The organism is Kocuria sediminis (genome assembly GCF_009735315.1).
GTDB lineage: Bacteria > Actinomycetota > Actinomycetes > Actinomycetales > Micrococcaceae > Kocuria > Kocuria turfanensis.
The window spans coordinates 243418-270068 of sequence record NZ_WOGU01000002.1 but is presented as its reverse complement, the minus strand read 5'-3'; the positions used below and the strand labels follow the sequence as shown (position 1 = coordinate 270068).

Genomic DNA, 26651 nt, shown 5'->3' with positions numbered 1-26651 from the left:
GGTCGGACGTCAGGCGCCCGGGGCCTCGTCGGCCGGGGCGTCCTCGGCCGGGGCGTCCTCGGCGGGGGTCGTGTGGCGGCGGGCGAAGTCCAGGGACTCGGCGAGCCACTGGGTGCGTTCCTCGGCGCTCGTCGAGCGGCGGGTGGAGACCTCCACCCCGATGATCCCCTGCCACCGGGTGGCGGCGAGGTGCTGGAGCGACTCGGCGACCGGCTGCACGCCGTGGCCGGGCAACAGGTGCTCGTCCGAGGTGCTCTCCCCCGACCCGTCCGTGAGGTGGACGTGGCCCAGGCGGGGGCCGAGCTCCTGGATCGCGGCGAGGGAGTCCATCCGGGCGGTCGCGGCGTGGGAGAAGTCCCACGTCACCCAGTCGTAGTCCTGCCCGAGCGGGCTGTAGTGCGGGGCGTAGACCACGGTGTCGCGCCCGCGCACCCGCCAGGGGTACATGTTCTCCACGGAGATCTTCACGCCCGTGGCCTCGGAGACCACGCGCACGCCCTCCACGAAGTTCGAGGCGTACTTGCGCTGCCAGCGGAAGGGCGGGTGCACGACGACGACCTCCGCGCCGACCTGCTCGGTGAGCGCCGCGGCCATCTGGATCTTGGTCCACGACTTGCCCCAGACCTGCTGGGTGAGGAGCAGGGTCGGGGCGTGGATGGTGGAGATGGGCAGCTGGTGGCGCTGCACGAGGTCGCGCAGCTGGTGGTTGAGCTGGCTCATCCGCTCGTGGGTGACGAGCACCTCCACGCTGTCGTAGCCCAGCTCCACGGCCGCCTCGAAGGTCTCCGGGACCCCGAGCGGGTAGAGGGAGCTGGTGGACAGCGCCACGTGCGCCCGGTACGGCTCCGCGGCGGAGCCCTGCTGCTCGCTCATGCCGCCCCCACCAGGTGCCGGGGGTCGACGGTGCGGACGTCGGCGTGGCTGCTGAGCTGGTCCAGGCGGCGGAGGATCAGCCCCTCCCGCAGGGCCCACGGGCAGATCCGCAGCGACTCGATCCCGTAGGCGTCCATGGCGGCCTCGGCCACCACCGCGCCCGCCAGGATCTGCCGGGCCCGGGCGGGCGAGACCCCGGGCATCTCGGCCCGCTCGTCCGGGGTCATCGCCTCCATCCGCCGGGTCCACAGCCGCAGGTCCTCCAGGTGCAGGGTCCGCGGGACGTAGGGTCCCATCGCGTAGGGGGCGGCCCCGCAGATCCGGGCGAGGGAGCGGAAGGTCTTCGACGTGCCGGCCACGCAGGTGGGCTCCCCGGCCGCCCGGACCTTCGCGACGGCGGGCTTGAGCTCCCGGCGCACGTGCTTGCGCAGGGCCTTCATCTCCTGGGGCGTGGCGAGATCCCCGGCGATGAACGTGCGGGTGAGCCGTCCCGCGCCCAGCGGCACGGAGGTCGCCACGGCGGGCAGGGCGTTGTCGCCCAGCGCCATCTCGAACGACCCCCCGCCGATGTCGAGGTCCAGGACGGTGCCGGCGCCCCAGCCGAACCAGCGGCGCACCGCGAAGAAGGTGACGGCCGCCTCCTGGTCCCCGGCCAGCTCGGTGAGGGTCACCCCGGAGCGGGACTGCACGTGCTCCAGCACCTGGGCCCCGTTGCCGGCCTCGCGGATCGCGGAGGTGGCGAAGGCCAGGAAGTCCTCCGCGGCGTTGTCCACCGCGAAGTCCCGGGCCTCGACCACGAAGGAGGTCAGGGCGTCCCGGCCGGCGTCGGAGATGTTGCCGTCCTGGTCCAGGTACTGCACGAGCCGCAGGGCCAGCTTGTGGGACGCGTACGGCTCGGGCCGGGAGCCCGGGTAGACGTCCAGCAGCAGCAGGTGGACCGTGTTCGATCCGACGTCGAGGACTCCCAGACGCATGCTGTGGTGCTCCTTCGAGTTCCGTGTCCGTCCCGCGGTGCGGGGCGGCTCAGCCCTTGGTCCCGGCGCGGGCGGGACGGCCCGCCGCCGGCTTCTTGGCCGTGCTCTTCCGCGTGCCGCTCTTCGCCGCCGAGGACGTGCCCGCTGCCGGCTTCCGGGCCGCGGACTTGGCCGGGGCCTTCGCGGCGCGCTTGGGCGCCGGGCCCTGGGCGCGCTTCTCCGCGAGCAGCTGGCTGGCGCGCGCCGGGGTGATCTGCTCCACGGTCTCCCCGCGGGGGACCGTCACGTTCGTCTCCCCGTCGGTGATGTAGGGCCCGAAGCGCCCGTCCTTGATCACCATGGGCCGCTCCGTGATCTGGTCGGTGCCCAGGTCCGCGAGCGGCGGCTTGGCGGTGCCCCGCCCGCGCTGCTTGGGCTGGGCGTAGATCTGCAGCGCCTCCTCGAGGGTGATCGTGAACAGCTGCTCCTCGGACTGCAGGGACCGGGAGTCGGAGCCCTTCTTGAGGTAGGGGCCGAAACGGCCGTTCTGCACGGTGATCTCGTTGCCCTCGGCGTCGGTGCCCAGGGTCCGCGGCAGGGACAGGATCTTCAGCGCGTCCTCGAGGGTCACGTCCTGCAGGGTCATCGAGGACAGCAGGGACCCCGTGCGCGGCTTCTCCTTGACCGGCTTCTTCGGGGGCTTGGGCCTGCCGTTCTTGTAGTACTCGACCGGCTGGGCCGCGAGCTCCTCGGCGGTGGGCTCGGGGATCACCTCGGTGACGTAGGGGCCGTAGCGGCCGTCCTTCGCGATGATGGCCCGCCCCGTGCCGGGGTCGCGGCCGAGCTCCCGGCCGTCGGCCTTGCCGGTCTCGATGAGCTCGCGGGCCTTCTCGGGGGTCAGCTCGTCCGGGGCCAGGTCCTCCGGCACGTTCGCGCGGATCGGCTCCGTGATCTCGCCCGTCTCGGGGTCCACGGCGCCGGCGACCTCGAGGTAGGGGCCGAACTTGCCCACGCGCAGGGTGATGGTGTCGGTGACGGGGATGGAGTTCACCGCGCGGGCGTCGATCTCGCCGAGGTCGTCGACGATGGGCTTGAGCCCGTTCTCGTGCTCCTGCGAGCCGAAGTAGAAGTCCTGCAGCCAGTCGGTGCTGTCCTCCTCGCCGCGGGCGATCCGGTCCAGGCCCTCCTCCATCTCGGCCGTGAAGTCGTAGTCCACGTAGTCGGAGAAGTGCTCCTCGAGCAGTCGCACCACGGAGAACGCCGTCCACGAGGGGATGAGCGCCGAACCCCGGACCCGGACGTAGCCGCGGTCCATGATCGTGGAGATCACGGCCGCGTAGGTCGACGGCCGGCCGATGCCCAGCTCGTCGAGGACCTTGACCAGGGACGCCTCGGTGTAGCGCGGGGGCGGGGAGGTGCGGTGCCCGTCCGCGGCGACGTCGGTGGCCTCGAGCCGGTCGCCCTCCGCCATGCGCGGCAGCCGCTTGTCCCCGTCCTTGCCCTCGGCCGGCTCCTCGTCGCGGCCCTCCTCGTAGGCGGCGAGGAAGCCGCGGAACGTGATCACGGTGCCGGACGCGGAGAACTCGGCGTCCCGCCCGGAGGACGAGGTCGCCCCGAGCCGCACGGTGGCCGTGGAGCCCTTGGCGTCGGCCATCTGGGAGGCGACGGTGCGCTTCCAGATCAGCTCGTAGAGCCGGTAGGCGTCCGCGGAGAGCTCCCCGCGGACCTGGTTCGGCGTCCGGAAGGAGTCCCCGGCGGGTCGCACGGCCTCGTGCGCCTCCTGGGCGTTCTTCGACTTCGAGCTGTAGACGCGCGGGGCGCCCGGCACGGAGTCGGAGCCGTAGAGCTCCGCGGCCTGCCGCCGGGCGGCCGAGACCGCCTGGTCGGACAGCGCCACGGAGTCGGTGCGCATGTAGGTGATGTAGCCGTTCTCGTAGAGCTTCTGGGCCACCTGCATCGTGGTGCGCGAGGTGAAGCGCAGCTTGCGGGCGGCCTCCTGCTGCAGCGTGGACGTGGTGAAGGGCGCGGCCGGGCGGCGGGTGTAGGGCTTGGTCTCCAGCGACCGGACCGCGAACGCGGCGTCCTCGAGCCCGGCGGCCAGTTCCCGGGCCGCCGTCTCGTCCAGGTGCACGAGCTTGTCGGCGGCGCCCTTGAGCACGCCGTCGTCGCCGAAGTCCCGGCCCCCGGCCACCCGCTTGCCGTCCACGGAGGACAGCCGCGCGCCGAAGGCGGTGCCGGCGTCCTCGCCGTCGGTGCGGGCGAAGGTCCCGCTGAGGTCCCAGTAGTCGGCGGGCACGAAGGCCATGCGCTGGCGCTCGCGCTCCACGACCAGGCGCGTGGCCACCGACTGGACGCGGCCCGCGGAGAGCCCGGAGGCGATCTTGCGCCACAGCACCGGGGAGATCTCGTAGCCGTAGAGCCGGTCCAGGATGCGGCGGGTCTCCTGCGCGTCGACCAGGTCCTGGTCCAGCTCGCGCAGCTCCCCGAAGGCGCGCTCGATGGCCTCGCGGGTGATCTCGGGGAAGGTCAGCCGGTAGACGGGGACCTTGGGCTTGAGCACCTCCAGCAGGTGCCAGGCGATGGCCTCGCCCTCGCGGTCGCCGTCGGTGGCGAGGTAGAGGGCGTCGGCCTCCTTGAGCTTGCGCTTGAGCTCGGTGACCTTCTTCTTCTTGTCCGGGTTCACCACGTAGTACGGCTCGAAGCCGTGCTCCACGTCCACCGCGAACTTGCCGTAGGGCCCCTTCTTGAGCTCCGCCGGCAGCTCCGAGGGCTGCGGGAGGTCACGGATGTGCCCCATGGAGGACTCCACCTCGTAGGCGTCGCCGAGGTACCCGGCGATGGTCTTGACCTTGGAGGGGGACTCCACGATGAGCAGGCTCTTGCCCGTTCCCGGGCTCTGGGTGGCCTTCGTTGGCACGGTACTCCTTGCTGCGGTCCGCGCAGGCCGCGGGACGCGGCGCTGCTGGACGTCGGGTCGGACGGGCGGGCGTCGTCCGGCCCGCCTTGCGCTCCACCATAACGCGTCACCGCCGGCGTCCCTCGCGCCGCGGAGGACACGGGGACGACGGCGGTCGCCGCCGGCGCGGTCCGGGCCCGTGGCCGGGCCGCCGGCTCAGGAGGGCCAGTGCTCCGGCTCGTCGGCGATCGTGAACTCGCGGCCGGTGGCGGTCTCCACGTCGATGACCACGAAGTTGTACTTCAGCGTGGGCGCCCACGGCTTCAGCGGCAGCTCCTCGGCGGCCTCGATCTCCGCGCGGGTCTCCAGCCGGCGGGCCCGGCCGTGCACCACGACGGAGCGCACCACGTCCTCGTCCGTGACCTCGTCGATCTCGAAGGCCACCTGGTCGTTGACGATCAGACTGGAGAGCTTGGACCCCTGGGCCGTGCGGAAGTACAGCTTGTGCTGGTGCACCACGTAGTTCACCGGGAAGATGTCCACGAGCCCGGCGGCCTCCACGGCGAGGCGGCCGAACGGGTGCTGGGCCAGCAGCCGCCAGACGGTGTCCTTGTCCAGGGTCTTGATGGGGTTGAGGTTGTCTCCGATGCTCATGCCCTCATCCTTCCACTCGCGGCACGCCGGCGTCCCGTGCTCATCCGCCCACATCCGTCGGGGCCGGTGGCTGCTCGAGCGGCACGAGGAAGCCGTCGAGCACGAGGTGCCGGACCTCGTCCGCGAGCCGCTCCCGCTCGTCCCCGGTCCACTCCAGCAGCGCGGCGAGCGCGGCGAGGATCTGTCGGGCGCTCAGCTCGCCGTCGCAGGCGCCGGCGAAGCCCGCGGCCTCGCTGGTGAGCACCGTGGTGCGGCGCAGCCCCGCCCCCTGCCGGAGCAGGATCACGCCGGGGTGCTCGGCGCCGGGGCGCTGGTGGCGCTCCTCCGTGACGTCCTCGGCCGCGACGAGGTGGGCGTCCAGCCAGTCCTCCGGGTGCGCCGCGAGCCAGTCGGCGCGCGCCCACGTGGCCGCCAGCGCCGGGGCGAGCGGCTGCTGCACCGGGTGCGGGACGTGCTCGAAGCGGCGCAGCGCCCCGCCGGGCGGGCGCGGCGCGGACGGGCGGCGCAGCCGGATCATCCCGAAGCCCACGGCCTCGACGCCGCGGGCGGCGAAGTCGTCGAGGTAGGCCCGGTAGGCCCGTTCGTAGTGCTCCGGGTCCCGGGACTCGGCGGCGTCCCGCAGCCACGTCTCGGCGTACTCCTCCGGCCCGGCCAGCTCCCGCTGGATCCACCACGTGTCGATCCCCTCGGGCACCCAGCTCTCCGGGCGGCGCATCCACCGCTCGGCGACGGGCACGGGCGCGCCGCCGGTGTCCTCGGCGCCGAGGACCTCCCAGTTGCCGAGCAGGTGCGCGGTGGCCCCCGGGGCCATGACCCCGGGCAGCGCCCGGACGAGGTCGGCCACGATCCGGTCCCCGGGCAGTCCGCCGTCCCGGTAGGTGAAGCGGTCCGCCGGGGTCTCCCCCGGGGCGCGGGGGGTGATGACGAACGGCGGGTTGGAGACCACCAGGTCGAACCGCTCCCCGGCCACGGGCTCGAGCAGGGAGCCGGCGCGGAGGCTGACCCGGTCCTCCAGCCGCTGCGGGTCGAGGGCGAGGGCCTGGGCGTTGAGCAGCAGGTTGAACCGCGTGAAGCCCAGGGCCCGGTCGGAGAGGTCGGTGGCGGTCACGTGGCGGGCGTGGGCGAGCAGGTGGAAGGTCTGGATGCCGCAGCCGGTGCCCACGTCCAGCGCCCGCCCGACCGGCCGGCGGTCGGTGGTCTGCGCCAGCGTCAGCGACGCCTGCCCGATGCCCAGCACGTGGTCGCGGCGCAGCACGCCGGGGCGCTGGGACTCGCCCAGGTCGCTCGCCACGTAGAGCTCGGTCCCGTCGTCGGCGGCGTGGGGCCGCAGGTCCACGGTGGAGCGCAGCCCGTCCCGGGTCTGCTCCGCCAGGCCCAGTCCGACCAGGTCCCCGGGGGCGACGGCGGAGGCGGCGAGCACCTCGGCCGGGACGGCGCGGCCCAGCAGGAACAGGACGACCAGTCCCGCCGTGCCCCGGTCCGGGTGCCCGGGGGTGCCCAGCACCGGCTCGAGCACCCGCAGGGCGGGCACGGCCTGGTCCCGGGCGAGCGCGTCCATCGCGGCCGCGCCCAGCAGCCCGGCCACGCGGTTGTGGGTGAAGCCGCTGCCGCGCAGGGCGCCGTGCAGGGCGGCCAGCCGCCGCGGGTCGTCGGAGACGGGGGTGCCGGGCACCCGGGAGAAGGCGGGGGGCCGGCCGGGGGCGTCCGGGACCATGTCAGTGCTCCTGTCCGGGGGCGGTCCCGCCGTGCGGGAGCAGGGCGGGGGGCGGGGCGTCGCCGGGCGCGGTGCCGCACCCCGCCGGGCAGGTCGCCGCGGGATGCTCCCCGCGGCAGGCCGGGCACGCCAGGAAGAGGGCGCGGCAGGAGCCGTCCGCGCAGTTGACGAAGCGGTTGGCGGGACTGCCGCACCGGTCGCAGCGCCCGATCGTGACGGCCTCCGGGGTGAACTCCACGTGCATCCGCCGGTCGAAGACGTACAGGGACCCCTCCCACAGGCCCCGGTCCCCGCGCTCGCGGCCGTACGCGGCGATGCCGCCCTCGAGCTGGTAGACCTCCTCGAAGCCGCGGCGGCGCATCAGCGCGGAGAGCACCTCGCAGCGGATGCCGCCGGTGCAGTAGGTCACCACGGGCCGGTCCTTGAGGTGGTCGTAGGCCCCGGAGTCGAGGGCGGCCACGAAGTCGCGGGTGTGCGCCACGTCCGGCACCAGGGCTCCGCGGAAGCGCCCGATCCGCGCCTCGTGGGCGTTGCGCCCGTCGAAGAACACGACGTCCTCGCCGCGCCGGGCCACCAGGCGGTCCACCTCGGCCGGGCTCAGCCGCGCCCCGCCCCCGACCACGCCGTGCTCGTCCACCGCGAGCTCCTCCGGGGCGCCGAAGGACACGAGCTCGTCACGGACCTTGACCGACAGCCGGGGGAAGTCCTCGGCCGAGCCGTCCGACCAGCTCAGGGCCACGTCCCGCAGCCGCGGGTGGGTGCGGGTGTCCCGCGCGTACCGCTTGAGCGCCCCGACCTCACCGCCCACGGTGCCGTTGAGCCCGTGCGGGGAGACCAGGATCCTCCCGCGCAGCCCCAGGCCCTCGCACAGGGTGCGCTGCCAGAGCATCACGGCCGTGGGGTCGGGCAGCGGGGCGAAGACGTAGTGCGAGAGGATCCGGTGCTGTGCCACCGCACCAGGCTACAAGTGCCGCGGCGCCTCCCGCGCCGCCCGGATCCGCTTCCCGGCCCAGCACCCCGGGATCAGTGCGCCCGGATCAGTGCCCCAGGCGGAACACGCGGCCGGTGACCTTCGTGGGGACCACCTCGACGTACTCGAGCTTGGTGGTCTCCACCCACGGCCGCAGCGGCAGCTCGTCCACCCGGGCGGTCTCCTCGGGGTCGGTCAGCTGGCGGGCCGTGCCGCGCACGATCACCGACCACGCCTCCCCGCCCTGGGCGTGGTCGACCTGCACCGCGACGTGCTCGTTGAGCACCAGGTGCAGCAGCTTGGTGCCCTGGGCGGTGCGGAAGTAGATCTTCCCGTCGTCGGCCACGAGGTTGATGGGGGTGATCTCGATCTCGTCGCCGTCCATCGTGGCGATCCGCCCGAAGCGGGCGCTGTAGAGGTGCTCCCAGCACTGCTCCCGGGACAGCTCCGTGACCGGGGGCCGGTGCGACCGGGCCTCCTTCGCGGGATTGTGCCCGGAGATGTCCATGGGGTTGCTCATGCGGTCATTCTGGCACGCGGGCCCGGTGGGGGTGACGCGTGTCATGTTCGTGACCACCCCGTCGTCGCCGCCGCGGGGAGGCCCGCCCGCTGTGCGGGCGGGCCTCCCCGCGGTGCGCGCCCCCTCCCGGGGGTCCGGCCGGCCGCCGCGGCGCGGGACGTCCCCCGGGGGCGGGGCGCGGGCTCAGCGGACCCGGCCCGCGCCCTCCCCGGGGGCGACCACGAACGTGCTGGGGGCCCGGTGGCCGGCCCGGGCGAAGGCCTCGGTCACCGCGGCGGCGGTCCGCCCGGCCTCCCCGGCCGCGACGAGCGCGATCGCGGAGCCGCCGAAGCCGCCGCCGGTCATCCGCGCCCCGACCGCCCCGGCGGCCAGGGCGGTGTCCACGGCGAGGTCCAGCTCGGGGCAGGAGACCTCGTAGTCCTCGCGCAGCGAGGCGTGGGAGGCGACCAGCAGCTCCCCGATGCCGGCCACGTCCCCGGCGCGCAGCCGCGCCACGGTGGCCAGCACCCGGGCGTTCTCGGTCAGCACGTGGCGCACCCGCCGGGCGGTCACCGCGTCGAGGGCGCTCAGGTCGGCTCCGGTCGGGACCTCGCGCAGGGAGGCGGCGCCGAGGGCGGCGGCCCCGGCCTCGCAGGAGGCCCGCCGGGCGCCGTAGCCGCCGTCGGCGTGGGAGTGGGCGACCCGGGTGTCGATCACCAGCACCGCCAGCCCGTGCTCGGCCAGCGGCAGCGGGACGGTCTCGGCGGCCAGGGACCGGCAGTCCAGGAACAGGGCGGCCCCGGCCCGGCCCATCAGCGAGGCGGACTGGTCCATGATCCCCGTGGGTGCCCCGACGAACTCGTTCTCCGCCCGCTGGGTCAGCCGGGCCATGCCCGGGCGGTCCAGGCCCAGGTCCAGGAGGTCGTTCAGCGCCACGATCGTGGCGACCTCCACGGCGTGGGAGGAGGACAGGCCCGCGCCCACCGGCACGGTGGAGTCCAGCAGCAGCTCGAAGCCGGGCACCTGCACGTCGTCCAGGCCGGCGAGGACGTGGACGACCCCCGCGGGGTAGGCCCCCCAGTCGGCGACCGCCCCGGGGGCGAGGCCGGGGATGCGGAAGCGGGCGCGGGACAGCCGGTGCCCGTCGGGGGCGTAGGTGGAGGCCAGCTCCACCGCCTCCGGGTCCGGCTCCGAGGCCCGGCGCAGCCGCACGGCCACCATCGCGGAGCGGTCGATGGCGAAGGGCAGCACGAACCCGTCGTTGTAGTCGGTGTGCTCCCCGATCAGGTTCACCCGCCCCGGGGCCCGCCACACCCCGTCCGGGGCGTGGCCGTACACCTCCGCGAAGCGCGCGGCGAGCTGCCCGGCCCGGACGGCGTCCTGCCCCCCGGTGTCCTGGTCCCCGGGGATCTGGGGCCCGGCGTGCCGGCCGGCCCCGGGCCGGACCGTCGCCGGGGAGGCGGTCTGCTGGTGGGTGTGCGGTCCGGTCATCGTGCGGCCTCCCTCAGGCGTGCGGCGGTCTGCTCGGCGGTGACGTCGTTGATGAACGCGCCCATCGCCGCCTCGGACCCGGCCAGGAACTTCAGCTTGTCCTCCGCCCGCCGCGGGCTGGTCAGCTGCAGGTGCAGCCACCCGGCCGCCCGGTCGGCGGTGTTCACCGGGGTCTGGTGCCAGGCGGCGATGTAGGGGGTGGGGGTGGTGTAGAGCCGGTCCACCCGCTGCACGAGGTCCTGGTAGAGCACCGCCAGCTCGTCGCGCTCGGGACCGGTCAGCGCCGCCAGGTCCGGGACCTGCCGGTGCGGGAGCAGGTGGACCTCCAGCGGCCAGCGCGCGGCGTAGGGCACGTAGGCGGAGAAGTGCTCCCCGGCCAGCACCATCCGCTCCCCGGCCGCGGTCTCGTCGGCGAGCACCTCGCCCATCAGCGCCCGCCCCGTCTCCTGCAGGTGCGCCCGCGAGCGGGCGGCCAGGCGGGCGGCGTGCGGAGCCGGGTACGGGTAGCCGTAGATCTGCCCGTGCGGGTGGTGCAGGGTCACCCCGATCTGCTCCCCGCGGTTCTCGAAGGGGAACACGTGCCGGATCCCGGCCGTCCCCGACAGCGCCTCGGTGCGCTGGGCCCAGGCCTCCACCACCGTGCGCGCCCGCTCGGGGGCCAGGTCCGCGAAGGAGCCTTGGTGCTCCGGGGTGAACACCACCACCTCGCACCGCCCGTAGGCGGGGGACGGAGCCCCCCACAGCGCCCGCTCCCCCGCCCCGGCCGGCTCCGGCAGCTCGCCCAGCTCGGGGCCCAGGGACGGGAAGCGGTTCTCGAAGACGACGACGTCGAAGTCCTCGGCCGGGATCTCCGACTCCCGCCCGCCCACGGACGGGCACAGCGGGCACTGGTCGGCCGGGGGCAGATAGGTGCGGGTCTGTCGGTGGGCGGCCACCGCCACCCACTCCCCGGTCAGCCGGTCGAAGCGCACCTCACCGTGCCCGGCCCGCTCCCCCAGCGGACGCCGGTCGGCCACCTGCGCGACCGGCTCCGTGCCGCGGTCGGCGAAGAACACCGCCTCCCGCCCGTCGGCCAGGTGGTGGACCCGGTGCGCGATGGGCGCGGGCTGCCCCCGCTCCGTCGGGACGGCGGGTACCGGGGGTGTCTGCTGCTGGGGCACGTCGGGCCCTTCCTGGCGGTGGGTGGTCGTTCGGGAGGTGCGCACGGTCCTACTGTCCTCCCATGCCGGAGGTCGCGAAGCCGCGGATGATGTGGCGCTGGAACAGCATGAACACGATCAGCAGGGGCAGTGCGCCGATCACGGCGCTCGCGAGCTCCTGGGCGTACTGCACCCCGTAGGCATTCTTCACCGTACCGAGCCCGACGGGGATCGTCATGAGCTCCGGCGAGTTGGTGACGATGAACGGCCAGAGGAAGTTGTTCCACGCGCTGATGAACACGAAGATCGCGACCGCGGTGAGGATCGAGCGGGACAGGGGCAGGATCACCGACCAGAACACCCGCAGGTCCCCCGCCCCGTCCAGGCGTGCGGCCTCCTCCAGCTCGACGGGGATCTGGTCGAAGAAGTTCTTCATCACGATGACCATCAGGGGCATGACCACCTGCGGCAGCGCCACGCCCAGCAGGGTGTCCGACAGGCGCATCGCGATCATCTGGTCGAACAGCGGGACGATGAGGATCTGCGGCGGGACCATGATCGCCGCGACCGTCAGGGCGAAGAGCCCGCGGCGCCCCCGGAACCGCTGCCGGGAGAACCCGTAGGCCGCCAGCGCGGAGATCGCCACGGTGATCACCGTGACGAGGGTCGACACGAGGACGGAGTTCCAGATCCACAGCGGGAGGTCGCCGGCGGCGACGACGTTGCGGTAGGCCTCCGTCGTCCACCCCTCCTCGGGCCAGAAGGACAGGGGCGCGGCGGAGACGTCGGCCTCCGACTTCAGCGAGGAGAGCACGGCCCACACCATGGGCAGGGCCCAGACGGCGGCCAGCACGGCGACGGTCGCGTAGGCGACGGCCCGGCCGGTCGGCCCGTGGCCCAGGGTCAGCCGGCGGGTGTGCTCGGCCTCGAGCTGCGCCTGGGCGCGCGCGCGGGCGCGGGCGCGGGCGCCGGGCGCGGGGGTGGTCGCCGGGGTGGTCGTGGGTGTGCTCGCGGGGGTGCTCGCACGGGTGGTCGTCGACATGTCAGGAGTCCTTCCGCTTGGCGATCCACATCTGGCCGAGCGAGACCATGACGATGAGAGCGAAGAAGATGTAGGAGGTGGCGGAGGCGAAGCCGAGCCGGTAGCCGGTGAAGCCGGCGTCGTAGATGTACTGCAGGATGGAGCGCGTGGCCCCGTTGGGCCCGCCCGCGGTGAGCAGGAAGATCTGGTCGAAGACCTTCAGGGAGGCCAGGATCTGCAGCAGGATCACGAGCCAGGTGGTGCTCTTCATCATGGGCAGCGTGATGGAGAGCAGCCGGCGCCACACCCCGGCGCCGTCGAGCTGCGCCGCCTCGTAAAGGTGGTCGGGGATGTTCTGCAGCGCCGAGAGGTACAGCAGGAAGTTGAAGCCCACGGTCCACCACACGGTGACGAGGGCGATGGACCACATGGCGACCCGCTCGTCGCTGAGCCACCCGACCTGGGCGATGCCGAGGCGGTCCAGGGACCCGTTGATCAGCCCGAAGTCGTTGGTGAACAGGAAGCCCCAGATGGCCGTGACCACGGAGACCGGCAGCAGGAACGGGGCGAAGAACGTGAGGCGCCACAGCCACTGGCCCTTGAGCCCGGTGTAGACCAGGTAGGCCATCGCGAAGGACACCACCACGAGCGGCACCGAGGAGATCAGGGTGAAGAAGACGGTGTTGCCGAGGGCGGACCACATGTCCGGGTCCGTCAGCGCCTGGGTGTAGTTGCCCAGGCCGACGAACTCGGAGCCGGTGGAGGCCAGCGACCGGTCCGTGAGGCTCATCCACAGGCCGTAGACGATGGGCCACACCAGGAAGAGGGCGAAGAAGAACAGGTAGGGGGCCAGGAACCAGATCCCGGAGCGTGCCGGGACCCGGGCTCGGGTGCGCGGCGTGGTCTGCACGGGGGCCGCGGTGACGGGGGCGTTGGTGGTGGTCGTCATGGTGGGGTCCTCAGTCGGTCGGGTCCGGGGCGGAGAGGAAGCCGTCGATGGCGGCGAGCATGCTCCCGACGGCGTCCATCGGCTGCTTCCGCCCGCGGAAGGCGTCCGTCAGTGCCTGGGACATCTGGTTCTGGAAGTCGGTGCCGGCACCGGTGAACCACGCGGGCGGGTCGAAGACGACGTGCTCGCCGGCGGACGCGTACTCGGTCTGTGGGTGGAGGGACCGGTACTCCGGGGTGTCCTGGACGGGCAGGTAGGCGGGGATGTGGCCGGCGGTCCCCCACCGCTGACCTCCCTGACGGATGACACCGGCGACGAACTCGTAGACCGCTCTCCGGTGCTCGTCGGTCATCGACCGCTGCTTCGGCAGGACGTAGCTGTGGGAGTCGGCGTACACGGCCGGCTCGCCGAACATCGTGGGCATCGGCATGGCGCCCAGGGCGGGCACCGCCTCCTGGAGCCCGCCGAGCTCCCAGACCCCGGACAGGATCATCCCGACCCGGCCGCCGTGGAAGGCCGCGAGCCCTCCCTCGTAGTCGAGGTTGTCGGTCATGGCGGGTCCGGCCATCCAGGACGCGACGGAGCGCAGCACCTCGGCCGCACGGTCCTCGTCGAGGGCCGCCTTCTGGCCGGGCTCGATGGTCCAGCCGCCACCCGTCTGCCGGTAGAGCCCCCAGAACAGGCGCCACGCCTGGCCCGTGTCGGTCAGGTAGCCGAAGGAGATGCCCTTGCCGCCGGTGACCTCGGCCAGCTTCGTGCCGACCTCCTCGAGGCGCTCGGCCGAGGAGATCTCGACGGTCCCGTCGGACTCGAGCACGCCGGCCCGCTCGGCGATCTCCTGGTCGAAGAACGAGATGAAAGGGTGGGTGTCCAGGGGCATCGCGAACAGCTCGCCCTCGTAGTGGCAGGACTCCCACAGGGCGGGGGTGAAGTCGGCCTCGGTGATCCCGACCTCCGCCAGCAGCGTCGGGTCCCAGGGCTCGAGCAGGCCCCCGGGCGCGTAGCCGGGCATCCGGGACAGGTGCATGATGGCCGTGTCCGGCGGCTGCTGGGAGGCGGAGCTCATGGCGAGCTTCGTGTAGTAGGGGGAGCCCCAGGACAGGGTCGTCGCCCGCACGGACAGGTCGGGGACGGCGGCCTCCACCTCCCCGATGATGGCGCGCATGTTCACGCCGTCCGCGCCCTGGAACAGGTCCCAGACGGACACCCGCCCGGCAGCACCCGCCCCTGCCGCTCCGGCCGCCGGCCCGCAGGCCGACAGCGTCGAGGCCCCGGCCGCGGCCGCGAACACCCCCAGTGATCCCCGCAGCAGCTGGCGGCGGGTCGGTCGGACCGTGTCGTTGATGTTCATCTGGCTCCCACTCCGTGGAGTACGTCCTGGCTGGTCGAGACGGTGCCCTCGCACAGTGTGTGAGCTGCACCACGTGGTCGTGATTCTAACGTTAGCATTCCCCTGACGGCTACCCTTGATCCCGACAGGACTTTCGGCCCGGGCGGAGCGCGCGGCCCGGGGCGAGCACGGCGGAGAGGACGAGGATGGCGAAGAGGGTCGGGGTCAAGGAGGTGGCCGAGCACGCCGGGGTGTCCTGGAAGACGGTCTCCAACGTCATGAACAACCGGCCCGTCGTGCGGCCCGAGACGCGGGCCCGGGTGCTCCAGGCCGTCGAGGAGCTCGGGTACACGCCCAACCTCATCGGCCGCCAGCTGCGCCAGGGGTCGACCCGCACCATCGCCCTGGTGGTGCCCGACCTGCGCAACCCGTACTTCGCACGGCTCGCCCAGACGCTCCAGGAGGCGGCGCGGCCGCGCGGCTACACCGTCTCGATCGAGCTGTCGGGAGGCGGGATCGAGGCCGAGCAGCACTATCTGCACGGCCGGCACGGCCGGCTGTTCGACGGGCTCATCTTCTCCCCGTCCGCGGTCACCATCGACGCCATGGCCCGCCGCACGGACCCCACCCCGCTGGTCCTGCTCGGGGAGCGCGTCGCCACCGCGCGGATCCCGCACGTCGCGATCGACAACGTGGCCTCCAGCGTGGACCTGGTGCGGCACCTCATCGACGGCGGCCGCCGTCACATCGGCTTCCTCGGGGCCGAGGCCGTCGGAGGCACGTCGACGGGCAGCCAGCGCTTCGAGGGGTACCGCGCCGCGCTGCGCTTCGCCGGGCTGCCCCTGTCCGCCGACCTCGTCGCGGCGGCGGACTCCTGGCAGCGCGAGGACGGGTACCGGCTCGCCCAGCAGGTCCTGCGCAGCTCCCCGGAGGTCGACGCCCTCGTCTGCGCCAACGACCTGCTGGCCGTCGGCGCCCTCTCTGCCGCCCGGGACCTGGGCCGGACGGTGCCGGACGACCTGGCCCTGGTCGGCTGGGACGACATCGACGAGGTCCGCTACGCCATGCCCCCGCTGACCTCCGTGGCCCCGGACCTGGACGCCCTCGCCGAGGCCGCCCTCTCCGCCGTGCTCGGCGAGCGGGAGGAGGGGCAGGTCGTGATCGACCACCGGGTCGTCGTCCGGGAGTCCTCGCGCCCTGTCCGGGCACCGGGGAGCTGATCGGCCGCTCCGGTCCCGCGGAGTGCCGCGACATGTCGTGCCGGAAATTCTAACGTTGCAATGTTCGGGTCCGTCGGGTTGACTGGACGGCACTGCCACCTGCCCCACTGGAGGACCCACCATGACGACCACCGCCTTCGAACCCCAGCCGTCCGGTGCGGCCGGCATCCCCCGACCCGAGCACCCGCGCCCCCAGTTCGTGCGCGAGCAGTGGCTGAACCTCAACGGGACGTGGGACTTCGAGATCGACCGCAGCGACTCCGGCATCGACCGCGGCCTGCTCGAGCGGCCGCTGTCCTCGACCATCACGGTGCCGTTCGCGCCCGAGTCCGAGCTCTCCGGCGTCGGCGACGTCGACTTCCTGGACGCCGTGTGGTACCGCCGCAGGATCACCGTTCCGGCCGAGTGGCAGGGGCTGCGTCCCGTGCTGCACTTCGGGGCCGTGGACCACGACGCCACGGTGTGGGCCGACGGGGTCGAGGTCGCCCGGCACCGCGGCGGGTTCACCCCGTTCTCCGCGGACCTCTCCGGCGTGGCCGGCCCCGGGGACGAGGTCGAGATCACCGTGCGGGCCCGCGACCTGCACGGCGAGGTGCAGGCCCGGGGGAAGCAGGCCACGTGGTACGCGAACACCCACTGCCAGTACACCCGGACGACGGGCATCTGGCAGACGGTCTGGCTCGAGGGCGTGCCGCCCGTGGCGCTCACCCGGCTGCAGGTCACCCCGAACGTGGCCGCCCGGACCCTGACCGTGGTGGCCCCCCTCACCCGCAACGTGACCGCGGGCGCCCTGCGCGTGCGCCTGACCACTCCCGAGGGCCGGCCGGTCGCCGAGGAGACCGTGGGCACCGGCTACGACCTCGCGCCGAGCCTCGTGCTGCGCGTCCCCGAGGAGGACGTGCGGCTGTGGGACGTCGGCGACCCGCAGCTCTACGGCCTGGAGGTCGCCCTGCTGTCCGAAGCGGACGGCGCGGAGCTCGACCGGGTGCGCAGCTACACCGCGCTGCGCTCCGTGAGCATCGACGGCAACTCGTTCCGGCTCAACGGCCGCCGGGTCTTCCAGCGCCTGATCCTCGACCAGGGGTACTGGCCCGAGTCGCTGATGACGGCGCCGAGCGACCAGGCCCTCGTCGACGACATCGAGCTCTCGCTCGCCGCGGGGTTCAACGGCGCCCGCCTGCACCAGAAGGTCTTCGAGGAGCGCTTCCTCTACCACGCGGACCTGCGCGGCTACCTGGTCTGGGCCGAGTTCGGCGACTGGGGGGTCTCCGGCCAGGGGCCCGTGGGGCACAACCAGAAGCCCGATGCCTCCTTCGTGGCGCAGTGGATGGAGGCGGTGCGCCGCGACGTCAACCACCCGTCGATCGTGGGCTGGTGCCCGCTCAACGAGACCCATCAGGTGCTCCACGACCGGATCACCGTGCTCGACGACGTCACCCACGCCATGTTCCTGGCGACCAAGCTGGCCGACCCGTCGCGGCCGGTCGTCGACGCCTCGGGGTACTCGCACCGGGTGCCCGAGACCGACGTCTACGACTCCCACTCCTACGAGCAGGACCCGGAGGCCTTCCGGCGGGAGCAGGCCGGGCTGGCCGAGGGACGCCCGTTCGTGAACCGGTCCCGCGACCTGGGGGACATCGGCCTGCCGCACGGCGGCCGGGAGTTCTCCGTGCCGTACGCGGGGCAGCCGTTCTTCGTCTCCGAGTACGGGGGGATCTGGTGGAACGCCCGGGAGGCCGCCGAGGCCGAGGCCCAGCGCGCGGACCGGGAGGCGGTCGGCAACGACCAGGCGGACTCGTGGGGCTACGGCGACCGGGTGCGCTCCGAGGAGGAGTTCTACACCCGCTTCGAGGGCCTGACCGACGTCCTGCTGGACGACCCCGACATGTTCGGCTACTGCTACACCCAGCTCACCGACGTCTTCCAGGAGAAGAACGGGGTCTACGGCTTCGACCGTGGCAGCAAGTTCGACGTCGAGCGTCTGCGCCGGGCGCAGCAGCGTCCTGCCGCCTACGAGCAGCGGACGGACTGAGCGCGCCGCAGGGCACCCGCACGGGCCCGGTCGTCCTGGACGACCGGGCCCGTGCGCGTCAGCCGCCCCTGCTCTCCCGTCGCCGGCGCTGCCCCCCTCGTCGCCGGCTCCGCTCCCCCGACGCCGGCCGGGGCGCCCGCCCCAGCCCGTCAGGGCACGGATCCGGGCGCGCCGACCTCTCCGAGGAGCCGGCGCATGTGCTGCTCCGTGCCGGCGGCCTCGCCGCGGCTCACGATTCCGGGGCGGGCGGGGTACCGATGCCGGAGACGGGGTCCAGCCCGTCGGCGAAGCGGGACAGCAGCCCGCCCAGCACCGCCACGTCGGCCGGGTCCCAGTCCTCCAGCTGCCCGGCCAGCCAGGAGAGGCGCGCGGCCACGGCACGCTCGCGCAGGGCGGACCCGGCGGGGGTCAGCTCCAGGGCGGTGCGCCGGGCGCTGACCGCGGACGGAGCGCGGCGCAGCAGCCCGGCCGCCTCGGCGCGGTCGACGAGCCGGCTGGCGGTCGAGGCCGTGACGTCGGCGAGCCGGGCCACGTCGCCGACGGACACCTCCCGCCCCGCAGCCGCCCCCCGGGCGCAGGCCTCCACCACCAGCAGGCTGGACATCTCCACCGGGGTGGCGCCGTCCTCGACGAAGCGGGTGCGGGAGGCGCTCCACAGCCGGCGCAGACGGATCAGGGCGTCGTCGAGGACGGACAGATCGGCTCTCATATGTGTACCATACACACGTAGGAGAGCGGCGACTCCGGCGCGCGACCGGGGCGGCCAAGGAGGAGGACAGCATGAACGTCACCGTGCTCGGTGCGTCGGGACGGACCGGGCGGCTGCTGGTGCAGGAGCTCCTGCGGCGTGGTCACCGCGTGACCGCGCTGGTCCGCGACCCGTCCCGGGCTCCGGAGGGCACGCGCGTGGTCGTCGGGGACAGCAGGGACGGCGAGGCGCTGCGCGCCGCCCTCGCCGGGGCCGACGCCGTGGTCTCGGCGCTGGGGCCCAGCGGGAAGGACGCGGACCTGCACCGGGAGACCGTGGCGCTGCTGGCACCCGCCCTGCGCGCGGCCGGAGTGCGCCGCTACGTCGGGATCAGCGGCGCCGGCGTCACCGCGGCCGGTGACCGCAAACGCCTCCGGGACCGGGCGATCTCGACCGCCATGGGCTGGTTCGCCCCGTCGATGGTGGCCGACAAGGCCGCAGAGCTCGCTGCGTGGCAGGACACCGGTGCGGAGTGGACGCTGGTGCGCCCGCCGCGGCTGCTGGAGGGACCCGCCACCGGGCGAGTGGAGCACGACGCGCACGTGTCCACGCGTTCCACGGGCATGCGCCGGGCCGATCTGGCGGTCTTCCTCGCCGACGTCCTCGACCGGGGCCTGTACGTCCGGCAGGCCCCGTTCGCGGCCACGGCCGGCCGGAGGTCCTGACCCGGCTCGGCCGGCGGGGCGCGCTCAGAAGGCGCGGAGCTCCCAGTCCAGCGCATGCTCGGCACCGGGGGCGAGCACCACGAGGTCCTGGCCCGAGTTGAAGGCGTCGGGCGGGCAGTCCATCGGCTCGACCGCCAGACCGCTGCGCGGCGCACCCACGATGTGGTCGCCGGTGTGGATCTGCACCCAGGCGGCGCGGGGCTCCCAGCCGAGCAGCGCTCCGTGCCCGTCCGGGGCCGTGAGGCGGACGGTGCACCGCCCGTCGTGCGGGGCCACGCCGGTGAACGGGTTGTCGATGGAGGCGCCCCGCAGCGGACGTCCCGCCCGGAAGTCGAAGGCGCCCCCCGCCGTGTCCTCCAGGGCGGTCGGCAGCAGCCGGTCGGGCGAGACCTGCAGGATGCTCGCCGCGTCGAGCTCGAGGACCCAGTCGTCCACGCTCCCGGGGCCGGCCACGACGTAGGGGTGCGAGCAGCACCCGAAGGGCGCGGCGGTCCCCCCCTCGTTCCGGGCGCGGATCCCGACCCGCAGGCCGTCCTCGCCGAGCGAGTAGCGCACCTCCACCCGCACGGCGAAGGGGTACCCCGGGTCCGAGCCGAGGCGCAGGGCGAGCACCACGTCGGTCGGGCTGCTGGAGACGACCTCCCACTCGCGGTCGAAGACCAGCCCGTGCAGGGCGGTCCCGCGCTCGGGCTCCGTGACGGGGACCTCGAGCCGGCGGTCGCCGACGCGGTACCGGCCGTCGGCCAGGCGGTTCGGCCACGGGGCGCACACGACGCCCCGGAAGTCCTCGGTGGTGGCGCCCGGCTCCCGGGCCACCACCAGGGCCCTGCCCTCGTGCTCGAGCGCGCACAGCGCGGCCCCGAGGGTGTCGACGAGTGCGGTGTAGCCGCCGGCGGCGAGCGGGAACGACGTCACGGGGTTCCTCCTGGAGGGTGGGGCCGCTCGCGACGGCCGCGAGGACGGCGGGGCGACCGGGACGGCGGTCCGGGTCGGGGGCGGGACACCGCTCCTGCGCCGAGGGCGGCGGAAGGGCGTACCGGACCGACGGTATCAGCGCGCCGCCGCTCGTGGCGGGGCGCACACGCCACGGGCGCGTGGGCCGCCGGCGGCGGCCGCGGTCCGGGGCGGGGACGGCCTCACCGGGCCGCCGCCCCCAGCTCCAGGTCCAGGGCGTGGCGCTCCACGTGGTCCAAGGCCAGGCGCACCGCGCCGACCGAGACGACCGCGTCCCCGAGCACGGAGACGGCGACCCGCGGGGGCGTGGCGGTGAACCGCGGCAGCTGCTGGTCGATGCCCTCCAGCAGGGCCGTGGAGGACTCGGCCACGGCCCCGGCGATGACCACCAGCTCGGGGTCGAAGAGCGTGCCGAGCAGGCCGATGACCCGGGCCAGGCGCTCGGCCAGCCGGCCGAGGATCCGCCGGGCGACGTCGTCCCCGGCGGCCGCCGCGCGGAACACGTCGCGGGCCTCCACCGTCCCGGCGGGCCCGGCCAGGTCCTGGAGCGCCGTGGCCGGCGCCCCGGGCCGCAGCGCCTCGGCGCCCCAGGCCCGACACAGCGCCGCGATGCCGTCCGGGCTGCCGACGCCCTGCACCAGGGCCAGGCCGCCGAGCTCGCCCGCCGCGCCGGAGCGGCCGTGCAGCAGGCGGCCGCCCTCCATCACGCCGGTGCCGATCCGCTCCCCGGCCAGCATGACCACGAGGTCGTCCACCCCGGAGGCGGCACCGCACCAGCGCTCGGCCAGCGCGGCGAGGTTGGCGTCGTTGGCCAGGAGGGTGGGCCAGCCGTGGCGCTCCTGCAGCCGGCGCTCGAAGCCGAGGTCGAAGGCCTCCCAGAACGGCTGGCCGTGGGAGATCCTGCCGCGGCGGTCCACGGGCGCGGCGATCCCTACCGTGGCGGCCAGCACCGCGGCCGGGACCACGGCGGCGTCCGCGAGCGCGCCGTCGACGGCGGCCTCCACGGTGACCAGGCGCCGCGCCGGGGCCGGGTCGGCGAAGACCCGGGTCGCCCGGCCCAGGACCCGGCCCCGGAGGTCGGCCACCACGGCGGTGGTCCTGGCCTCGCCGACGTCCACGCCGACGACGAAGCCCGCCCGGTCGTCGAACCGGAACCGCCGCGCGGGCCGGCCCACCTGCGCCCCCGAGGATCCTTCGACCTCCTGGATCCAGCCCCGGTCCAGCAGGTCGTCGCACACGGCGATCACCGTGGTGCGCACCAGGCCGGTGGCGGCCATCAGGTCGGTGACGGTGACCACGCCGGCGTCGCGCAGGACCTGCAGGACCGCTCCCATGTTGGTCCGGCGCAGCAGCTGCGGCGATGTTCCGGCACGGCTCACTCGTTCCCCCTTGACGCTCGTCGGATGTGATCCACATAATAGTCCAAGCAATAAATCTAAGCTCTAAATATATTCCCGCACGACTCGACCGGCGACCACCGCGGGTCGCCACCGCGGGTCGCCACCGCAGGAGATCCCCATGCGCACCAGCTCCCGCTCCTCCTTCCTCCCCGCCGCCCCGCCGTCAGCGGGCACGAGGTGACGGCCTCCGCGGCCGGCCGCCGGTCGCCGCTGCGCCGGACGGGCCTCGCCGCGTGCGCACTGCTGCTGACCGGCTGCTCCGTGGGCGGGGCGCAGGAGCCCACCACCATCACGTTCTTCCAGTTCAAGGGCGAGGCCGTGGCCTACTTCGAGGACCTCGCCCGGCAGTTCGAGGCGCAGAACCCGGACGTGCGCGTGGTCGTGGACAACGTCCCCGACCCGGAGACCGCCCTGCGCACCCGCCTGGTGAAGGAGGACATGCCGGACGTGCTGACCCTCAACGCCAACGGGACCTTCGGAGAGCTGGCCTCGGCGGGCGTGTTCGCCGACTTCGCGGGCTCCCCGGCGCTCGAGGACGTCAACCCGGCCTACGCCCAGATCGTCCAGGAGCTCGGCGCGGGCACCGAGGGGGCCGTCAACGGCGTCCCCTTCGCGGCCAACGCCGCCGGCGTGCTCTACAACGAGGAGCTCTTCGCCGAGCACGGTGTCGCCGTGCCGCAGACGTGGGACGAGCTGATCGCCGCGGCGCGGACGTTCGAGGACCGCGGCGTCACCCCCTTCTACGGGACGCTCGCCGACGCGTGGACCGGCCAGGCGCCCCTGGCGCCGATCGTCCCGCAGACCACCTCCGAGGACTTCTGGGAGCAGCGCTTCGCCGGGGGAACGACCTTCCAGGAGGAGTGGCCGGAGGCCGCCGGGAAGCTGGCGGAGCTGTTCGAGCACACCCAGCCGGATCCGGTGGCCACCGGCTACGAGGACGGCACCGCCGCCTTCGCCCGCGGCGAGTCGGCGATGCTGCTGCTGGGCAACTACGCCGTGCCCCAGATCCGCTCGTTCGAGCCCGACTTCACCATCGGCAGCTTCGCCCTGCCCGCCACGAACGACCCGGCGCAGACCGTCCTGGTCTCCGGCGTGGACGTGGTGATCACCGCCGGCGCGGACACCGAGCACCCCGAGGAGGTCCAGCGCTTCGTCGAGTTCCTCATGCAGCCCGAGGTCGTCCAGGACTACGCCGAGGAGCAGACGGCCGTACCCACCCTCGAGGGCCTGTCCAACGACGACCCCGCGCTGACCGGGATCCAGTCCTACATCGATCAGGAGCGCATCGTGGGATTCTTCGACCACCAGTTCATCCCCGCCGTCCCCCTGGGGCCGTTGCTGCAGCAGTACCTCATCGACGGGGACCGGGAGGCCTTCCTGGCGGCTCTCGACGAGAGCTGGGACGAGGTCGCCACCCGGCGCAGCTGGGGTCTGGGAGCGGTGGAGTCCCGATGAGCACCACGACCCGCCCCGCGACCTCCCGCCGCCCCCGGAACCGCCGCACCGGCCCCGGACGTGCCTACTACTGGATGGTGCTCCCCGCACTGGGGCTCTTCCTGCTCTTCCACACCGCCCCGGTGCTGCAGGGAGTCTTCTACAGCTTCACCGACTCCCCCGGCTACGGCGACTGGAACTTCGTCGGGCTGTCCAACTACGCCGCGCTGTTCGGCGACGAGAGGGTGCGGGCCGCCTACTGGTTCACCTTCCGGTTCGCCCTGGTGGCCACGGTCCTGGTCAACGTCGTCGCCCTGGCCCTGGCCGTGGGCCTCAACGGGAGGATCAGGTTCAAGAACACCCTGCGCGGGGTCTACTTCGTGCCGAACGTCCTCGCGGTGCTGGTCATCGGCTACGTCTTCAACTACCTGTTCACCAACTCGCTGCCGAGCATCGGGGCCGCGCTGGGCATCGACCGTCTCTCGACGTCCCTGCTGGCCGATCCCGAGCTCGCATGGGTCGGGATCGTCGTCCTGGCCGTGTGGCAGGCGGTCGCGTTCAACATCATCATCTACCTCGCCGGCCTGCAGACCGTGCCGGCCGAGCTCTACGAGGCGGCCGCCATCGACGGCGCGGGCCCGTGGAAGCGGTTCTGGTCCATCACCTTCCCCATGATCGCGGCGTTCTTCACGCTGAACATGGTGCTGTCGCTGAAGAACTTCCTCCAGGTCTTCGACCACATCATCGCCATGACCGGCGGCGGACCGGGCACCGCCACCGAGTCCGTCTCCGTGCTCATCTACAAGGGCGGCTTCCAGGGCGGGGAGTACGGCTACCAGATCGCCAACGCCGTGGTGTTCATGATCGTGCTGGTGGTCTTCGCCGTCGTCCAGCTCCGAGTCCTCCGTCGCGAAGAGGTGTCCGCCTGATGTCCTCCACCCATGTCGCCGTCCCGCCCACCGGCGCCGCCGCCCCCGCCCCCGGGACCGCCGCCCCGCGCCCCGCCCGACGACGCCGCACCGGCGCCCGGGTCAACTGGTGGCTCACCGCGCTGCTGGTCGTGCTGGCCCTGACCGTCCTCGTGCCGCTGTACTTCACGGTGGTCACCGCCCTGAAGACCCCCGACCAGCTCGGCGGCAGCGGCTTCGCGCTCCCGACCGAGGTCCGGTGGGCGAACTTCGCCGACGCCTGGACGCTGACCGACTTCCCGCGGGCAGCGCTCAATAGCGCCGTCATCACGGTGGCCGCCGTGGCCCTGACCCTGCTGACGAACTCGATGGTGGCCTACGCGATCGCCCGGAACATGCACCGGCGCTTCTTCAAGGGCCTGTTCTTCTACTTCATCTCCGCGCTCTTCGTACCCTTCCCCATCCTGATGCTCCCCGTGGCCAAGCAGACCGCGCAGCTGGGCCTGGACAACCCGGCCGGGCTGGTCCTGCTGTACGTCGTCTACGGCCTGTCCTTCAACATCTTCATCTTCACCGCCTACATCCGCTCCATCCCCCTCGAGCTCGAGGAGGCGGCCCGGATGGACGGCGCCGGCACGTGGGGCGTCTTCTGGCGGGTGATCTTCCCGCTGCTCACGCCCATGAACGCCACCGTCGGGATCCTGACCTGCCTGTGGGCGTGGAACGACTTCCTGCTCCCGCTCATCATCGTCTCCGACCCCGGGCAGGCGACCCTGCCGCTCGTGCAGTATGTGTTCCAGTCCCAGTTCCAGACCAACTACACCGTCGCGTTCGCGTCCTACCTCATGGCGATGGCACCACTGCTCGTGGTGTACGTTCTCGCCCAGCGGTGGGTCATCTCCGGCGTGACCCGAGGAGCCGTCAAATGACCACCAGCCCCCAGCAGCACGACCTCGCCACTGCCGCGGCCCCCGCGTGGTGGACCGACACCGTGGTGTACCAGATCTACCCCCGTTCCTTCGCCGACTCCAACGGCGACGGGATCGGTGACCTCGGCGGGATCCTCGCCCATCTGGACCACCTCGAGGCGCTGGGGGTGGGCGTGATCTGGCTGTCGCCGATCTACCGCTCCCCGCAGGACGACAACGGCTACGACATCAGCGACTACCAGGACATCGACCCGTCCTTCGGGACGCTCGAGCAGTTCGACGGGCTGCTCGAGGCGGTGCACGCCCGGGGCATGAAGCTCGTGATGGACCTCGTGGTCAACCACACCTCCGACGAGCACCCCTGGTTCGTGGAGTCCCGCTCCTCCCCCGACTCCCCCAAGCGCGACTGGTACTGGTGGCGCACGCCCCGCCGCGGCATGGAGGCGGGTGCGCCCGGGGCGGAGCCGACCAACTGGCAGAGCATCTTCTCCGGGCCCGCCTGGGAGCTCGACGAGGCCTCCGGCGAGTACTACCTGCACCTGTTCTCGACCAAGCAGCCGGACCTCAACTGGGAGAACCCCGAGGTGCGCCGGGCCGTCCACGCCATGATGCGCTGGTGGCTGGACCGCGGGGTGGACGGCTTCCGGATGGACGTGATCAACATGATCAGCAAGGACGTCGCCGCCGACGGGCACCTGCACGACGGGCCGCCCGTGGAGGGCACCCCCTACGGCGACGGCTCGGCGTCCTACACCAACGGGCCCCGCATCCACGAGTTCCTCCAGGAGATGCACCGGGAGGTCTTCGCCGGCCGGGACGCCCAGCTGCTGACCGTGGGCGAGATGCCCGGCGTCACCGTGGAGGAGGCCGTGCTGTTCACCGACCCGGCCCGGGCCGAGGTGGACATGGTCTTCCAGTTCGAGCACGTCAACCTCGACCACGGCCCCGGCGGCAAGTTCGACCCGAGGCCGCTGCGCCTGACCGACCTGAAGGCCTCCCTGGGCCGGTGGCAGGAGGGCCTGGAGGAGGTGGGCTGGAACTCGCTGTACTGGAACAACCACGACCAGCCCCGGGTGGTCTCCCGCTTCGGCGACGACTCCCCCGAGCACCGGGTGGCCTCCGCCACGTGCCTGGCCACGCTGCTGCACCTGCACCGCGGCACGCCCTACGTCTACCAGGGGGAGGAGCTGGGCATGACCAACGCCGACTTCGGCTCCATCGAGGACTTCCGGGACATCGAGTCGGTCAACCACTACCGGCACGCCGTGGCCGCCGGGGCGGACCCCGCCGCCGTGCTGGAGGGCCTGCGCTGGACGGGCCGGGACAACGCCCGCACCCCGGTCCAGTGGAGCGCCGGGGAGCACGCCGGGTTCACCACCGGAACCCCGTGGATCCCGGTGAACCCGAACCACGACGTGGTCAACGCCGACGCCGCCCGGGCGGATCCTGGCTCCGTGTTCCACCACTACCGGCGGCTCATCGAGCTGCGCCGCACCGAGCCGGCGGTGGCCCTGGGCGACTTCACCATGCTCGTCCCGGAGCACGAGCAGGTCTACGCCTTCACCCGGCGGCTCGGCGACGTGGAGCTGCTCGTGCTGGCCAACGTCTCGGGCGAGGAGGTGCGCGCCGACCTCCCGGACGCCGCCGCGTGGGCCGGCGCCGAGGTGCTGCTCGGCAACCTGCCCGTCAGCTCCGCTCCGGCGGACGTCACCGTCCTGGCCCCCTGGGAGGCGCGCGTGCACCGGCGGGTCCACGGCGCGGCCGGACAGCACTGACGGAACGGGCCCGGCGGGACCGGGTCATCGGTCCCGTCCGCGGCCGGTGCTTCCCGTGGCCCCGGCGGCCCCTCCTCGGAGGGGGCTCCGGGGCCGC

General features: G+C 73.4%; 22 protein-coding genes. 7 read left to right on the top strand and 15 right to left on the bottom strand.

Annotated elements, in window-relative coordinates:
• Positions 1-9: 9 nt before the first annotated feature.
• The 12 genes from GMA12_RS03460 to GMA12_RS03405 all read right to left on the bottom strand — a co-directional run bounded on the left by GMA12_RS03460 (position 10) and on the right by GMA12_RS03405 (position 14510).
• On the bottom strand, positions 10-873 hold the full coding sequence (locus tag GMA12_RS03460; RefSeq protein ID WP_156267178.1) for a sugar phosphate isomerase/epimerase family protein: 864 nt from the start codon (positions 871-873) through the stop codon (positions 10-12).
• A complete protein-coding gene (locus GMA12_RS03455) occupies positions 870-1847 on the bottom strand; it encodes a Ppx/GppA phosphatase family protein (protein WP_156267175.1) in 978 nt (325 codons plus the stop codon). Before GMA12_RS03455 ends, GMA12_RS03460 begins: the two co-directional genes overlap by 4 nt.
• Positions 1848-1896: 49 nt before the next feature.
• On the bottom strand, positions 1897-4743 hold the full coding sequence (topA, locus tag GMA12_RS03450) for a type I DNA topoisomerase (protein WP_162459426.1): 2847 nt from the start codon (positions 4741-4743) through the stop codon (positions 1897-1899).
• 195 nt (positions 4744-4938) lie between these two features.
• On the bottom strand, positions 4939-5376 hold the full coding sequence (locus GMA12_RS03445; RefSeq protein ID WP_156267173.1) for a pyridoxamine 5'-phosphate oxidase family protein: 438 nt from the start codon (positions 5374-5376) through the stop codon (positions 4939-4941).
• Between the two features lie 40 nt (positions 5377-5416).
• Positions 5417-7090, bottom strand: coding sequence for a DUF7059 domain-containing protein (locus tag GMA12_RS03440; RefSeq protein WP_156267171.1), 1674 nt, complete (start codon positions 7088-7090; stop codon positions 5417-5419).
• A 1-nt stretch (position 7091) separates the two neighbouring features.
• Entirely contained in the window at positions 7092-8042 is a 951-nt protein-coding gene (gene trhO, locus GMA12_RS03435) for an oxygen-dependent tRNA uridine(34) hydroxylase TrhO (protein ID WP_162459425.1), read from the bottom strand.
• Positions 8043-8127: 85 nt separating this feature from the next.
• The gene (locus GMA12_RS03430; RefSeq protein ID WP_240898566.1) at positions 8128-8580 is read right to left on the bottom strand and encodes a pyridoxamine 5'-phosphate oxidase family protein; all 453 of its coding nucleotides are present in this window, start codon (positions 8578-8580) and stop codon (positions 8128-8130) included.
• Positions 8581-8763: 183 nt separating this feature from the next.
• A complete protein-coding gene (galK, locus tag GMA12_RS03425) occupies positions 8764-10050 on the bottom strand; it encodes a galactokinase (protein WP_156267169.1) in 1287 nt (428 codons plus the stop codon).
• Positions 10047-11147, bottom strand: a complete 1101-nt coding sequence (gene galT / locus GMA12_RS03420; RefSeq protein WP_162459466.1) for a galactose-1-phosphate uridylyltransferase — start codon at positions 11145-11147, stop codon at positions 10047-10049. Before galT ends, galK begins: the two co-directional genes overlap by 4 nt.
• 112 nt (positions 11148-11259) lie before the next feature.
• The gene (locus tag GMA12_RS03415; protein WP_156267167.1) at positions 11260-12231 is read right to left on the bottom strand and encodes a carbohydrate ABC transporter permease; all 972 of its coding nucleotides are present in this window, start codon (positions 12229-12231) and stop codon (positions 11260-11262) included.
• A 1-nt stretch (position 12232) separates the two neighbouring features.
• The gene (locus GMA12_RS03410) at positions 12233-13159 is read right to left on the bottom strand and encodes a carbohydrate ABC transporter permease (protein ID WP_156267165.1); all 927 of its coding nucleotides are present in this window, start codon (positions 13157-13159) and stop codon (positions 12233-12235) included.
• Positions 13160-13169: 10 nt separating this feature from the next.
• Positions 13170-14510, bottom strand: a complete 1341-nt coding sequence (locus GMA12_RS03405) for an extracellular solute-binding protein (RefSeq protein WP_156267162.1) — start codon at positions 14508-14510, stop codon at positions 13170-13172.
• A gap of 185 nt (positions 14511-14695) precedes the next feature.
• Between GMA12_RS03405 and GMA12_RS03400 the strand changes: the two genes are divergently transcribed.
• A complete protein-coding gene (locus tag GMA12_RS03400; RefSeq protein WP_156267160.1) occupies positions 14696-15709 on the top strand; it encodes a LacI family DNA-binding transcriptional regulator in 1014 nt (337 codons plus the stop codon).
• A gap of 121 nt (positions 15710-15830) precedes the next feature.
• Positions 15831-17741 carry a glycoside hydrolase family 2 protein gene (locus tag GMA12_RS03395; protein WP_156267158.1) on the top strand — a complete coding sequence of 637 codons (1911 nt, stop codon included), beginning with the start codon at positions 15831-15833 and terminating at the stop codon, positions 17739-17741.
• A 229-nt stretch (positions 17742-17970) separates the two neighbouring features.
• On the opposite strand, the gene GMA12_RS03390 is transcribed toward GMA12_RS03395, so the two are convergent.
• A complete protein-coding gene (locus tag GMA12_RS03390; RefSeq protein ID WP_156267156.1) occupies positions 17971-18450 on the bottom strand; it encodes a MarR family winged helix-turn-helix transcriptional regulator in 480 nt (159 codons plus the stop codon).
• Positions 18451-18521: 71 nt separating this feature from the next.
• Between GMA12_RS03390 and GMA12_RS03385 the strand changes: the two genes are divergently transcribed.
• Positions 18522-19154: an NAD(P)-dependent oxidoreductase gene (locus tag GMA12_RS03385; RefSeq protein WP_156267154.1), complete on the top strand. Its 633-nt coding sequence runs from the start codon at positions 18522-18524 to the stop codon at positions 19152-19154.
• 24 nt (positions 19155-19178) lie between these two features.
• Here the strand turns inward: GMA12_RS03385 and GMA12_RS03380 are convergent, their stop codons facing one another.
• Complete coding sequence (locus GMA12_RS03380; RefSeq protein WP_162459424.1) at positions 19179-20069, bottom strand: aldose 1-epimerase family protein; 891 nt, start codon at positions 20067-20069, stop codon at positions 19179-19181.
• Between the two features lie 221 nt (positions 20070-20290).
• On the bottom strand, positions 20291-21487 hold the full coding sequence (locus GMA12_RS03375) for an ROK family transcriptional regulator (protein WP_370830087.1): 1197 nt from the start codon (positions 21485-21487) through the stop codon (positions 20291-20293).
• A 198-nt stretch (positions 21488-21685) separates the two neighbouring features.
• On the opposite strand from GMA12_RS03375, the gene GMA12_RS03370 reads away from it, so the two are divergent.
• Genes GMA12_RS03370 through GMA12_RS03355 form a run of 4 tightly spaced genes read left to right on the top strand, consistent with a single transcriptional unit; the run spans position 21686 to position 26554 of the window.
• A complete protein-coding gene (locus GMA12_RS03370; protein WP_156267152.1) occupies positions 21686-22963 on the top strand; it encodes an ABC transporter substrate-binding protein in 1278 nt (425 codons plus the stop codon).
• The gene (locus GMA12_RS03365) at positions 22960-23871 is read left to right on the top strand and encodes a carbohydrate ABC transporter permease (protein WP_156267150.1); all 912 of its coding nucleotides are present in this window, start codon (positions 22960-22962) and stop codon (positions 23869-23871) included. Before GMA12_RS03370 ends, GMA12_RS03365 begins: the two co-directional genes overlap by 4 nt.
• Positions 23871-24779, top strand: a complete 909-nt coding sequence (locus GMA12_RS03360) for a carbohydrate ABC transporter permease (protein WP_156267148.1) — start codon at positions 23871-23873, stop codon at positions 24777-24779. Before GMA12_RS03365 ends, GMA12_RS03360 begins: the two co-directional genes overlap by 1 nt.
• Positions 24776-26554: a glycoside hydrolase family 13 protein gene (locus GMA12_RS03355; protein WP_156267146.1), complete on the top strand. Its 1779-nt coding sequence runs from the start codon at positions 24776-24778 to the stop codon at positions 26552-26554. Before GMA12_RS03360 ends, GMA12_RS03355 begins: the two co-directional genes overlap by 4 nt.
• Positions 26555-26651 lie beyond the last annotated feature (97 nt).

Coding starts and splice junctions, on each gene's coding strand:
- GMA12_RS03390 (WP_156267156.1), bottom strand. CDS start 18,450: ATGAGAGCCGATCTGTCCGTCCTCGACGACGCCCTGATCCGTCTGCGC.
- GMA12_RS03365 (WP_156267150.1), top strand. CDS start 22,960: ATGAGCACCACGACCCGCCCCGCGACCTCCCGCCGCCCCCGGAACCGC.
- GMA12_RS03385 (WP_156267154.1), top strand. CDS start 18,522: ATGAACGTCACCGTGCTCGGTGCGTCGGGACGGACCGGGCGGCTGCTG.
- GMA12_RS03455 (WP_156267175.1), bottom strand. CDS start 1,847: ATGCGTCTGGGAGTCCTCGACGTCGGATCGAACACGGTCCACCTGCTG.
- GMA12_RS03395 (WP_156267158.1), top strand. CDS start 15,831: ATGACGACCACCGCCTTCGAACCCCAGCCGTCCGGTGCGGCCGGCATC.
- GMA12_RS03445 (WP_156267173.1), bottom strand. CDS start 5,376: ATGAGCATCGGAGACAACCTCAACCCCATCAAGACCCTGGACAAGGAC.
- galK (WP_156267169.1), bottom strand. CDS start 10,050: ATGACCGGACCGCACACCCACCAGCAGACCGCCTCCCCGGCGACGGTC.
- GMA12_RS03360 (WP_156267148.1), top strand. CDS start 23,871: ATGTCCTCCACCCATGTCGCCGTCCCGCCCACCGGCGCCGCCGCCCCC.
- GMA12_RS03400 (WP_156267160.1), top strand. CDS start 14,696: ATGGCGAAGAGGGTCGGGGTCAAGGAGGTGGCCGAGCACGCCGGGGTG.
- GMA12_RS03460 (WP_156267178.1), bottom strand. CDS start 873: ATGAGCGAGCAGCAGGGCTCCGCCGCGGAGCCGTACCGGGCGCACGTG.
- GMA12_RS03355 (WP_156267146.1), top strand. CDS start 24,776: ATGACCACCAGCCCCCAGCAGCACGACCTCGCCACTGCCGCGGCCCCC.
- GMA12_RS03405 (WP_156267162.1), bottom strand. CDS start 14,510: ATGAACATCAACGACACGGTCCGACCGACCCGCCGCCAGCTGCTGCGG.
- GMA12_RS03440 (WP_156267171.1), bottom strand. CDS start 7,090: ATGGTCCCGGACGCCCCCGGCCGGCCCCCCGCCTTCTCCCGGGTGCCC.
- GMA12_RS03410 (WP_156267165.1), bottom strand. CDS start 13,159: ATGACGACCACCACCAACGCCCCCGTCACCGCGGCCCCCGTGCAGACC.
- GMA12_RS03430 (WP_240898566.1), bottom strand. CDS start 8,580: ATGAGCAACCCCATGGACATCTCCGGGCACAATCCCGCGAAGGAGGCC.
- GMA12_RS03415 (WP_156267167.1), bottom strand. CDS start 12,231: ATGTCGACGACCACCCGTGCGAGCACCCCCGCGAGCACACCCACGACC.